The organism is Vibrio sp. (genome assembly GCF_984391705.1).
Genome location: NZ_CFHWOM010000003.1, coordinates 23,759 through 35,517 on the forward strand (window position 1 = coordinate 23,759; position 11,759 = coordinate 35,517).

Below are 11,759 nucleotides of genomic sequence, written 5' to 3' on the forward strand. Positions count from 1 at the left end.
CATTTTTGAACAGATTTTAAGAGAGCAAACTATGAAATCATTTATCATCAAGCTGTGGCGCACCATGACGCGTCCTGCAGTTCATATCAGCCTTGGTGTGCTGACTATGGGCGGCTTTATTGCTGGTGTTATTTTCTGGGGTGGCTTTAACACAGCACTTGAAGCGACCAACACAGAAGAGTTCTGTATCAGCTGTCATACAATGCGTGACAACGTATACGTTGAACTACAAGAAACCGTTCACTGGAAAAACCACTCTGGTGTACGTGCTACGTGTCCAGACTGTCACGTTCCTCATAACTGGACAGACAAAATTGCACGTAAGATGCAGGCTTCTAAAGAAGTATTCGCTCAAGTATTTGGTAATTACGATGAGCCAGGAGCGTTTGAAGAGCGCCGTATCGAACTTGCTAAACACGAATGGGATCGTTTCTCTGCGAACAAGTCTCTAGAGTGTAAAAACTGTCACAACTACGAATCGATGGATTTCGAGCAAATGTCTCCTACTGCTCGCATCCAAATGAAGCAAGCGGCTGAGAAAGATCAAAGCTGTGTTGACTGTCACAAAGGTATCGCACACAAACTTCCTGCTGGCATGGACAGCATCGGTGGTATCGTTGGCGATCTTGAAGGTCTAGCTTCGAACACTAAATACGATGTTGGTCAAACGCTAGTAAGCGTGCGTCACCTACCTATCTACTTCGATGCTGAAGGTAAGACTGAAGCAGGTCTACTAAACCCTGCGTCTTCAGTAACAGTGATTGCTGACAAAGGCGATTACGCTGAAATCGAAATTGACGGCTGGCGTAAAGCGAAAGGCTTTGGTCGTGTAATCCAAGAAGACTTTGGTAAGAACATTGCGGTTGCTTCACTACTTAAAGAAGCATCAACAGACAGCAACGTTGTTACAACCGGCGAGAAAAAAGTGGATGAGCTAACAGGTCTTCCATGGGAAAAAGTGGCGGCGAAAGTATGGATCAAGAAAGAATCTATGCTGAACGACATTACGCCTGTATGGGAAAAATCAGCTGAAGCATACAAAACTAACTGTTCAGTGTGTCACACGCAGCCTGACGAAGCGCACTTCGATGCGAACACATGGCCTGGTATGTTTGACGGTATGCTTGCATTCGTTAACCTAGACACAGACAGCGAAGCACTGATCTTGAAGTACCTACAGAAGCACTCTTCAGATTATGCTGAAGGCCACCACTAATAAGCGTCGGATTGGAGTAAATTAAATGGCTATTTCACGAAGAAGTTTTCTTAAAGGTGTTGCGACGACAAGTGCAGCATCAGTAATCGGTCCAAGCTTATTGGCATCAGCATCTGCAAGTGCAGCTGAGTCTACAGGTACTTGGAAGGTTTCAGGTTCACACTGGGGCGCATTCCGCGCCCACATCTATGCGGGTAAGGTTCAAGAGATCAAAGCACTTGAGCTAGATAAAAACCCAACAGAGATGTTGAACGGTATTAAAGGCATTATCTACAGCCCATCACGTGTTCGTTACCCTATGGTACGTCTAGATTGGCTGAAAAAGCACAAGTACAGCGCAGATACACGCGGTGACAACCGCTTTATCCGTGTAACTTGGGATGAAGCACTTGACCTGTTCTACCGTGAACTAGAACGTGTTCAAAAAGATTACGGTCCATGGGCTCTTCACGCGGGTCAAACAGGTTGGAACCAGACTGGTGCATTCAACAACTGTACAGCTCACATGCAGCGTGCTGTTGGTATGCATGGTAACTTCATCACTAAAGTGGGTGACTACTCAACTGGTGCTGGTCAAACAATCCTGCCTTACGTTCTCGGTTCTACAGAAGTATACGCACAGGGTACTTCTTGGTCTGAAATCCTAGAAAACGCAGACAACATCGTTCTTTGGGCAAACGACCCAGTAAAGAACCTGCAAGTAGGTTGGAACTGTGAAACGCACGAATCTTTTGACTACCTAGCTCAACTAAAAGAGAAAGTAGCGAAAGGCGAGATCAACGTTCTTTCTGTTGACCCAGTTAAGAACAAGACTCAGCGTTACCTAGAAAACGATCACTTGTACATCAACCCGCTAACAGACGTAGCATTCATGCTTGCTGTAGCGCACGTGTTGTACAACGAAGACCTATACGACAAGAAGTTCATCGAAACTTACTGTCTAGGCTTCAATGAGTTCATCCAGTACGTTCAGGGTGAGACTAAAGACAAAGTTGTTAAGACTCCTGAGTGGGCTGCTGAGATCTGTGGCGTTAAAGCTGACAAGATCCGTGAATTTGCTCGTATGCTTGTAAACGGCCGTACACAGATCCTTATGGGTTGGTGTATTCAGCGTCAAGAGCATGGTGAGCAGCCTTACTGGGCAGCTGCAGTTATCGCAGCAATGGTTGGCCAAATCGGTCTACCTGGCGGTGGTATCTCTTACGGTCACCACTACTCAAGTATCGGTGTTCCTTCAACTGGCTTTGCTGGCCCTGGTGGTTTCCCTCGTAACCTTGACCAAGGTATGAAGCCTAAATGGGACAATAACGACTTTAACGGTTACAGCCGCACAATCCCTGTTGCGCGTTGGATCGACTGTCTACTAGAACCAGGTAAAGAGATCCGTTACAACGGCGGTAAAGTTAAACTGCCTGACTTCAAGATGATGGTTATCTCGGGCAACAACCCGTGGCACCACCACCAAGATCGTAACCGCATGAAGAAAGCATTTAAGAAGCTTCAGACTGTGGTAACGGTTGAGTTCGCTTGGACTGCAACGTGTCGTTTCTCTGATATCGTTCTTCCAGCATGTACTCAGTGGGAACGTAACGACATCGACGTATACGGTTCATACTCAAGCAAAGGTTTGATCGCGATGCACCGCCTAGTGGATCCGCTGTTCCAATCTAAGCCAGATTTCCAGATCATGAGTGAACTGACTCAACGCTTCGGCCGTCGTGACGAATACACTCGCGGTATGAGCGAAATGGAGTGGATCGAAAGCCTATACAACGACTGTCGTGCAGCGAACAAAGGTAAGTTCGAAATGCCAGAATTCAACGAGTTCTGGGAGAAGAGCGTACTAGACTTCGGTCAAGGTAAGCCTTGGGTTCGTCACGCTGACTTCCGTCAAGATCCAGAAATCAACCCACTGGGTACACCTTCTGGCTTCATCGAGATCACTTCTCGTAAGATCGGTCGTTACGGTTACGAACACTGTCAAGAACACCCAATGTGGTTCGAAAAATCAGAACGTTCACACGGTGGTCCTGGCTCTGATAAACACCCATACTGGCTGCAATCTTGTCACCCAGACAAGCGTCTGCACTCTCAGATGTGTGAATCAGAAGAGTTCCGTGCAACTTACGCTGTTCAAGGCCGTGAGCCTGTTTACATCAACCCAGTTGATGCAAAAGCAAAAGGCATTAAAGACGGTGACCTAGTACGCGTATTCAATGACCGTGGTCAGCTTCTTGCTGGTGCCGTGGTGACTGATAGCTACCCACGTGGTGTTATCCGTATTGAAGAAGGTGCATGGTACGGTCCTCTGAACGAGAAAGAAGGCGCTATCTGTACGTACGGCGATCCAAACACGCTGACTCAAGATATCGGTTCTTCTGAACTTGCTCAGGCGACTTCAGCAAACACGTGTATCGTAGACTTCGAGAAGTTCACAGGCAAAGTACCGCCAGTTACTTCATTTGGTGGTCCAATCGAAGTAGCGTAAGCTTTATCGAAGAAATAAAAACCAGCTCTCGGGCTGGTTTTTTTGTACCTAGAGAAAGTGAAATAATCTCCACAACTAGCTCAGTCACTTAGTAAATGGCGGGCTCACCAAACCGTATTTAATTTGAAGCTGATGAACTTGCTCTGACGGTATATTTCTAAAGTAATAGTTCAAGCTATAGATTATCTGTTGAGCAAAAGGGTGGTCTTTTCTTACTGCGGCGTATAAAGGTGTTGTCGTTAGGGGGATAGAATGAAACTTAAACCTATCCATAGGTAGCCCCATTTTTTTAATAATCCAACGCGCGACGTATTCGTCCGTGACTAAGGTGTCGGCTCTATTAGATAGTAAGAGCCTCATACTTGTTTCAAGATTAGCTGATGTAACAGGAATAATACTGTCATGATCCAGAAGTTCACTCGGGTAGGCATAATCTTCAATCAATGCGACTCTTTTATCCGTTAAGCTCGTTAGGTCGATGTACTCGAAGGTCTTATCTTCTGCCCGAGATATGACGGATAGCTTGTTGCTCATATAAGGCTCAGTAAAGTAGTAGTGACGCTCACGCTTGGTATTTTTCCATATCGCAACAATGACATCATTTTTCCCGTAATAGGTCTCTTTTAGAACTCTAGGCCAAGGCTTTTGCTCGTAGTGAAATTTGTACCCAGCATTGGCGAGCCCCATAGTCACGATATCGTGCGCAATTCCTTTTCCCACTGGGGAGTCCATGATGTAGGGCGCCCACTCACTTTGCGCGACTTTTAATGGCGTTGCGACAGAAGTAGTGCTGAATGAAATAAATGAGCTGAAGATTAACTGAGCAAAAAGCCACCTTTTCAAGCTATTTCTCCAATCGAATACCTTATTTCAGTTTAGTCCATGAAGGTTTATTAAACTGAATTTGCCTCAGAAATCTCATTGGTTGAGAAAATTACCAGCCTGAATATGATTTATTTTACCAATCGCCAGTGTGGGCGCTTTTTATGTTTTGTTGATGATAATTGTGATTGGCTTCTCCTTTTGTTTCGTTTTTAGTCTGTTTATTAATCGATTTTTATGTTGATTTAGGTTTTTGGCTAAAAAACGAGTGCTTTGATTAGAACTCTTTTGATTATTTTATTTGTGAATTATTGGGTGGGCGAATAGTTTGCTCAACCAGAGCGAGCAGGTGGTAGATGACGCTCATAAATAAAAATTTATAGGAACAAATAAAAATGAAAAAGACAGTATTAGCAGTAGCTCTTTCTCTTGTTGCTGGTTCAGCGATCGCAGCAGACGTTAACCAAAACGCTTCTGAGCGTGCTCGTGAATCTATGATTGACCTTATCCTTTCTGGTGAAGAGTTCTCAGTAGGTGGTCAAGTTGCTGTTGGTGGTTACTACCAAGAAGGCCGTGAAGTTGCTGGCGAAGACAAAGAGTTTTACAACGGTGGCGTAACTGGTTTCGACCTTTTCGTAAACTACCAAAAAGGTAACGTACTAGGCCAATTCGCAGGTGAATTCGACCTAGCGGACAACTACTCTTCAATGGATGCAGAATTCAAAGTTATCGATACTTGGGTTGGTTACAAAACAGGTTTCGGTGTTGCTTCTATCGGTTACGCAAACGACTCTGCTCTAGATGCAGTTGACGGTGCAGCTGACCTAACTGTTGAGTTCGGTGCTTCTGCATCTGACGCTTCAGACGTTAACCAAGTAGTTAAGTTTGAAGGCATCAAAGAAGGCTTCAAATACGGTGTATCTTACTACGGTGACCGTGAAACAGATGCTTCAGGCCAAAAAGGCTTCAACGGTTACGTTGGTTTCCAAAACGAGCAGTTCCAAGTTAACGCAGGTTACGAAAAGAACGACGAAGACAACTCTGCTGATGGCATTGAGCAAATCATGCTAGTAAACGGTGTTGTAACTCTAGGCGATATCGCGCTAGGTGCAAACGTTGCTAAACACGAAAGCTTTGCTGGTGATGATGCAACTCTATACAGTGGTTCTGCTGGCTACACAATCGACAAGCTATACCTAGCTGCTGGTTACGCTAAGCTAGAAGATACTAAGTGGACTAACTTCGGTGCTACTTACCAATTCACTAACAAGCTATCTGCTCTAGTTGACTTCAAAGTTGACCTAACTGACAACGACAGCAGCGATGACCTAGAAGCATTCTTCAAGGTTGCTTACGACTTCTAATAAAGTCTAAGGCTCAAAATTTACGGCCTGCAATGCAGGCCGTTTAAAATAAAGCGGGATGCTTTTAGCGCAATAATCCACTGCCTTTTTCGCCCTCCGGAGTTGGAGGGCTTTTTCATATCTATTACTTATTGCCATCAAGAGTTTGGACACCATTGCTCGACAATCCCCTTAATCTCAGGATTTTGAAGCTTTTGTGCATTTCTATTGATCGCGTGACAGTGCTTAAGCTTACGGTCGATACGGGAGTCGTTGCTCAGATGGCAAAAGCTAAGTATCTGCCTTGTCGTATAGATAGGGTTCGCGATAAAGTCCTCATAATTTACTGTTAACGCGTTTAGGTTTAATCGCTCAATTTCTTCACGAGTCGTGCGCAGAACTTTGTTGAGCTGAAACGCCGTTGATGCAATTGGGTCATGTCGAATACTTTGGTAGGTTTCGAGCTCACTGTCGGAGTAGGCACCCTTCCACCATAACTTTTTCGCTCCTTGCTGTTGCCAAAATGGCATGTTAAGCAGTGAGTTTACCGTAGCGCTTGGTTCACGCACTATGTTGATAAAATGTGCGTCTGGAAACAGGCTATGCAAAAACTCCACTCTACCCGGGCCAGTTAACTTTATACCCAAACGAGCTTTACCTTGCTTTGCTAACATTTTGCTTAACACTTGGTGCACCTGTTTTCTCTCTGTTTCGGCCGCTCTTTTGTAGAGCAAAAAGTCGCGACTAAAATCGATATCGCTGCGGGTTACGGTCTGCCAAAAGCTCCAAGCTTCGGCTGGTCGGGGAATCAAGTTGTTAAATGGTAAAGTTTTGATTAACTGACCTTTTACGCCTTCTAGATACCAATAATCATTGTTACTTAGTCGTGATAAGTAAGCCATTCCGCTAATATTTGGGAACCACTCTGTATAGTTTGAAGGGCCGCCCAACTCTTTATGTGCGAGTATCATCTCAGAGATGATTGTAGACCCAGAGCGTCCTGGACTGATGAAAATGACGGGGTTGTGTAGATCTTCCATGTTGCGTTCCCTTTGCCGATGTTTGTCTACTGTGTTGCAAAGGTTGAACCATCAAAAAAGATAATTGATAACAGTGTCTTAGGTTTTATTGTTTTCGTTTTTCTTATTTTGCTAGTCTTTTTGAAAATAAGGAAATGCCATTTAATAAAATTGCAAAACGTGATGAGAGTATCTATTTGTCTTGTTGATTAAATAGACAATAAAAATACGCGGTGATGTAATGTGCGGGATTGTTATCTTCCTTTAGAGTATTGATATGGCACTGCATTTAGAACTCGCCAATAGTCGAGCTATCGTCATCCCAAACCATGATATTCATGCTACACAAAATGGGAATCAGCTTCACTTTCGTTACCAAGGGTTAAGTAACGACAAATTCGGTGATCGGGTTCTTCTGTGCCAGAGTGAATTCAATTTTGAACGTAGTGCAACTGTTCTTGGAGACGGGTTTCAAATGCTTGCCCAGACTTCTGGAACAATTGAACAACCTATTGATATTGGTCGTTGTCCCGATAACTCAACGAGTTACCGTATATATTCTCGCCAAGAGCCAACACGTTACTATAACTACCTTATGGTTGAAGACTCTTTGGGCTACAACTTGTTTGGCTTTACTTCATGTCACAGATTCGCAGGTTATTTTGAAGTCCAGGAACACCAAGGGCGATGGATAATTAGTGCCTACATCGACGGAGAAGGGACCTACCCTCAAGATTGGTCTAGTACACAATTAGAATCTGTTGTTTTCCTTCAAGGAGATTCGATGTCTCAGCTCTACAGTGAGTTCTCGAATCTTATTGCCAAGCATCATGCCCCGCGAGCAGGCGTTACTCAGAAGTCTCCAATTGGATGGTGTTCTTGGTATGCCTATTACGCTGACGTGACCCAAGACAACATCGTTGAAAATCTTGACGTTATGCATAATGAACTTAATCAACTCGACTATGTTTTGCTCGATGATGGTTATCAAGCGTTTATGGGAGATTGGCTCACGCCTTCAGACAAGTTTCCTTCGGGTGTGAAAGCGGTTATCGATAACATCAAGGCAAGAGGCAAAAAACCTGCCATCTGGTTAGCCCCATTTATCGCGCAACCCGAATCTGAGTTGTTCCAAAATCACCCTGACTGGTTCGTAAAGCATGCTGATGGCTCATTGCTAAAAGCAGAAGATGTCACGTATGCAGGCTGGCGGTGTACGCCTTGGTACATATTGGATACATCAAACCCAGAGGTGCAAGAGCACTTAACCCATGTTGTTCGAGTCATGCGAGAGGAGTGGGGGATTGAGCTCTTCAAATTGGATGCAAACTACTGGGGGACTTTGAAAGGGGTTCGTTGCCAAACGGGTACGACCGGGGTTGAGTCTTATCGTCTGGGCATGGAGGCGATCGCACAAGGGGCAGGAGATGCTTGGTTACTTGGGTGTAATGCTCCCATGTGGCCGTCTGTTGGCTTAGTGGATGCAATGCGTGTTTCAGATGACGTGGAGCGCAACGAACATCGCTTTGAGCAGATCGCAAAAGAAACGTTTTATCGTAGCTGGCAGCATCGCAAATTGTGGCAAATTGATCCTGACTGCGCCACCTTCGTTTCGTTACCCAACCAAGCTGCCGAACGGCACTGTTATGAGTTTCATCGCAATGTGTTATTGGCCTGTGGTGGTTTACTTTTATCTGGCGATCCGTTATCTGAAATCACCCCATTTGCTAAGCAAACCTTATCAAAATTGGTTTTGCGCCATAAACACTGCCAAGAGACAGCTCGCTTTACAGCCTTGAATCTGCATCACGCTTTTTTGCCGCTGACAGAGCGAAATGATCTTCACTGTTTGTTCAATTATCAGCAAGCCGCACGAGCGGTGACGCTTACCGCTGAGCAACCTGTGTATTGGTATGACTATTGGACAGGGGAGCGTTTAGTGGAAGAACCCACGCAAGTGATTGAGGTGGATTTGGAATCAGGATTATCAAGCCGAGCGATAATTACCTCGATATAGTCGTTCGTCTGCTTTAACATACGGTGCTGAACAAATCATTTCGATTAGGTATCAATGTCAGTCATTTTAGGTATTGACCCTGGCTCGCGTATTACCGGGTATGGGGTCATACGACAAAACGGTCGTCACCTGCAATATTTAGGTAGTGGTTGTATCCGAACTTCTGAAAAAGAGCTTCCTGGGCGTCTAAAGCAGATTTATGCAGGGGTTTCTGAGATCATCACTCAGTTCCAGCCTGATGTGTTTGCAATCGAACAAGTCTTCATGGCACGCAATGCAGATTCAGCGCTTAAGCTAGGCCAAGCGCGAGGTAGCGCTATCGTTGCCGCTGTGAATGCTGATCTTCCTGTCTACGAATACGCTGCGCGCTTGATCAAACAGGCAGTAACGGGCACCGGTGGGGCAGATAAAGAGCAAGTCCAGCATATGGTTCAGCAAATGTTAAAGTTGCCAGGCAGGCCACAAGCGGATGCTGCGGACGCGCTCGGTGTTGCTATCTGTCATGCCAATACCAACAAAACACTGATCGCGATGGCGGGTAAAGCAACCAGTGCTCGTCGTGGTCGGTATCGTTAAAATCAAATTGCATCAAAACTGAGACATCCAAAACAGAATTAACAACTTCGATTTGTTAACAAGATGTAACATTTATATAGTGGTCAGAGGTCTAACAAGAAATCAATCAAGGAAGATTGAACATGAACCCTACTGCTCTCTGGCGTCGCTTATGCATGCCCACCAATACGCAATGGTCAAAGAATCAACAACGCCAAGCGGACACGCTTGTCCTATTTACCTTTATCGCTTTTCTCGTTGGGTTGTATAGCCTGATAAAGTGGTCAAAACATGGCCACGAAAGTCTTATTTTCACTTCTGTCTTGCTGATCGTCTTTGAACTTTTGGCTGGTTCTACGCTAAAAGTGTTGAAACAGCCTTTGATGGCTTTAAACCTTGGTTTTGTCGGGATGGCCGTTCATGCGCTTAATATCATTTATCAAAGTGGCGGAGTGGTAGACTCTACTCAGACTTACTGGGTCCCACTTTTGGTCGTGGCGTTTTTTTTATCAGGCACTCGTATGGTTGCCACGATCTGGAGTGTGTTAGTCATCGCTATCTCGGCAATCATGACTGCAATGCACTTGTCGGGACAAACCTTTCCGACACTGGAACTTTCTTCTTCAGCTCAAAGTGTTGAGGTTTGGTCAGGTACAGTTTTACCTCTTGTTGTGATTTGTATTGCTCAAGCGTTTACGGCGTCGCAACGTGATAAAGCGATAGACATTGCTGAGCGAGCCAAAGCGGATAGCGAAGCGATTGCTGATAATGCCATGAACGGCGAAAAGCATCTCGCAACTGTGTTAGAGCAAGCGAATCAAAACTCTAGCCAGCTAAAAGATGTCTCACATGTTTTAGAAAACCAATCGTCTACGTTAGATACTCAAGTGGCTCAGCTAAATGTGAATTGCGAATCACAGGCTAGTGCCGCTGAGCAAATGAGCCAACAAGTTCATCAACTGGCAGAGGGAATTGATGATTCAAGCCGATTTGTCGATGAATTACGCCAACGGAGTGATGCCGTTCATCGGCAGGCGGAGCATAGCTCGCAGCTTCTTGAAGACTCTACGCAGGCGATTAGCCAAATCATAGGTAGTCATGAAGAGATAATGAAAGTGGCTGATTTGATAACTTCTGTCGCGGAGCAAACCAATCTCTTGGCGCTCAATGCCGCGATTGAAGCGGCTAGAGCAGGAGAGCAAGGGCGTGGTTTTGCTGTGGTGGCCGAGCAAGTAAGAGAGCTATCAGCGAAAAGCAGTCATTCCGCGATTGAGATTCGGAATCTGTTGGATAGAAGTGAGCAAGAAGTGAAACACGGACAAGAGGTCGTGACGTCCAGCGCAGAGAGAATGAAAGCGGTGATTGAGCAAGTCACGGCAATATCGGGTGACGTCAATGGTCTGGCAACCATCATGGACAATCAAACTCTTGCACTTCGAGAATTGGATCAAGCGAGTAGTGAAGTAGCTAATGGCGTTGTACAAACGAAGACGATCTCTGAAATTGTCGCTCAGAATGGTGCAAAGCTGACGACTCAAGTGGACGCAATGCGAGGCTTAACGGCGCAGCTTGATCAAGTGGTCTCAAAAATCTAATCTCAAGCCACAAAGAACTGGATGTCTATCCAGTTCTTTATTATCCTGTCGCAAATTCATTTCCAAAGAGTATCTACCGTGATTGGACGTCTGCGCGGCATTCTGATTGAAAAACAACCCCCTGAGCTGCTTATTGAAGTTAATGGCATTGGCTATGAAGTACAGATGCCGATGAGTTGTTTCTATGAGCTACCAAATGTTGGCGAAGAAGCCATTATTTATACTCACTTTGTTGTTCGAGAGGATGCTCAATTGCTGTATGGCTTTAATACGGTGAAAGAACGTGCGTTGTTCCGCGAAGTGATTAAAGCCAATGGTGTTGGCCCTAAGTTGGGGCTAGGAATTCTATCGGGTATGACTGCCAGTCAATTTGTTGCTTCAGTTGAGCGAGAAGATATTTCTACTTTGGTTAAGTTACCAGGTGTAGGTAAGAAAACGGCAGAACGGCTTGTGGTTGAAATGAAAGACCGCTTGAAAGGTTGGAGTGCTGGTGATTTATTCACGCCGTTTACTGACGCGGCTCCAGTTGACTCGGCACCAAGTGCATCAGCTAACAGCGCAGAAGAAGAAGCTGTTAGTGCGTTACTTGCGCTGGGCTACAAACCAACCCAAGCTTCTAAGGTTGTATCACAAATCATTAAGCCAGGAATGAGCAGTGAAGAGCTGATTCGTGACGCATTGAAGTCGATGGTTTAACGGGTAGG

The 11,759-nt window shown here is 45.2% G+C and carries 9 protein-coding genes; 7 read left to right on the plus strand and 2 right to left on the minus strand.

Features of this window, described 5'->3' with window-relative positions; genetic code table 11:
- The first annotated feature begins 31 nt into the window (after positions 1-31).
- Positions 32-1,216 carry a pentaheme c-type cytochrome TorC gene (gene torC, locus AC4MRV_RS03660; RefSeq protein ID WP_491186069.1) on the plus strand — a complete coding sequence of 395 codons (1,185 nt, stop codon included), beginning with the start codon at positions 32-34 and terminating at the stop codon, positions 1,214-1,216.
- Positions 1,217-1,241: 25 nt separating this feature from the next.
- Positions 1,242-3,704 (plus strand): trimethylamine-N-oxide reductase TorA, encoded by a 2,463-nt coding sequence (gene torA, locus AC4MRV_RS03665; RefSeq protein ID WP_491186070.1) that lies wholly within the window; start codon positions 1,242-1,244, stop codon positions 3,702-3,704.
- A gap of 84 nt (positions 3,705-3,788) precedes the next feature.
- Here torA and AC4MRV_RS03670 read toward each other — a convergent pair whose 3' ends face one another.
- Complete coding sequence (locus AC4MRV_RS03670) at positions 3,789-4,547, minus strand: substrate-binding periplasmic protein (RefSeq protein ID WP_491186071.1); 759 nt, start codon at positions 4,545-4,547, stop codon at positions 3,789-3,791.
- Between the two features lie 374 nt (positions 4,548-4,921).
- Between AC4MRV_RS03670 and AC4MRV_RS03675 the strand changes: the two genes are divergently transcribed.
- The gene (locus AC4MRV_RS03675) at positions 4,922-5,890 is read left to right on the plus strand and encodes a porin (protein WP_491186072.1); all 969 of its coding nucleotides are present in this window, start codon (positions 4,922-4,924) and stop codon (positions 5,888-5,890) included.
- Positions 5,891-6,027: 137 nt separating this feature from the next.
- On the opposite strand, the gene AC4MRV_RS03680 is transcribed toward AC4MRV_RS03675, so the two are convergent.
- Positions 6,028-6,909, minus strand: a complete 882-nt coding sequence (locus AC4MRV_RS03680; RefSeq protein ID WP_491186073.1) for a sulfotransferase family protein — start codon at positions 6,907-6,909, stop codon at positions 6,028-6,030.
- Positions 6,910-7,165: 256 nt separating this feature from the next.
- Here AC4MRV_RS03680 and AC4MRV_RS03685 point away from each other — a divergent pair, with 256 nt between their 5' ends.
- From AC4MRV_RS03685 to ruvA, 4 genes are all read left to right on the plus strand, one after another.
- Positions 7,166-8,905 (plus strand): glycoside hydrolase family 36 protein, encoded by a 1,740-nt coding sequence (locus tag AC4MRV_RS03685; protein WP_491186074.1) that lies wholly within the window; start codon positions 7,166-7,168, stop codon positions 8,903-8,905.
- 54 nt (positions 8,906-8,959) lie between these two features.
- A complete protein-coding gene (ruvC, locus tag AC4MRV_RS03690; protein ID WP_491186075.1) occupies positions 8,960-9,481 on the plus strand; it encodes a crossover junction endodeoxyribonuclease RuvC in 522 nt (173 codons plus the stop codon).
- Positions 9,482-9,603: 122 nt separating this feature from the next.
- Positions 9,604-11,055 carry a methyl-accepting chemotaxis protein gene (locus tag AC4MRV_RS03695; protein WP_491186076.1) on the plus strand — a complete coding sequence of 484 codons (1,452 nt, stop codon included), beginning with the start codon at positions 9,604-9,606 and terminating at the stop codon, positions 11,053-11,055.
- 78 nt (positions 11,056-11,133) lie between these two features.
- The gene (ruvA, locus tag AC4MRV_RS03700; RefSeq protein WP_491186231.1) at positions 11,134-11,751 is read left to right on the plus strand and encodes a Holliday junction branch migration protein RuvA; all 618 of its coding nucleotides are present in this window, start codon (positions 11,134-11,136) and stop codon (positions 11,749-11,751) included.
- Positions 11,752-11,759 lie beyond the last annotated feature (8 nt).

Coding starts and splice junctions, on each gene's coding strand:
- AC4MRV_RS03675 (WP_491186072.1), top strand. CDS start 4,922: ATGAAAAAGACAGTATTAGCAGTAGCTCTTTCTCTTGTTGCTGGTTCA.
- AC4MRV_RS03695 (WP_491186076.1), top strand. CDS start 9,604: ATGAACCCTACTGCTCTCTGGCGTCGCTTATGCATGCCCACCAATACG.
- AC4MRV_RS03685 (WP_491186074.1), top strand. CDS start 7,166: ATGGCACTGCATTTAGAACTCGCCAATAGTCGAGCTATCGTCATCCCA.
- AC4MRV_RS03680 (WP_491186073.1), bottom strand. CDS start 6,909: ATGGAAGATCTACACAACCCCGTCATTTTCATCAGTCCAGGACGCTCT.
- torA (WP_491186070.1), top strand. CDS start 1,242: ATGGCTATTTCACGAAGAAGTTTTCTTAAAGGTGTTGCGACGACAAGT.
- ruvC (WP_491186075.1), top strand. CDS start 8,960: ATGTCAGTCATTTTAGGTATTGACCCTGGCTCGCGTATTACCGGGTAT.
- torC (WP_491186069.1), top strand. CDS start 32: ATGAAATCATTTATCATCAAGCTGTGGCGCACCATGACGCGTCCTGCA.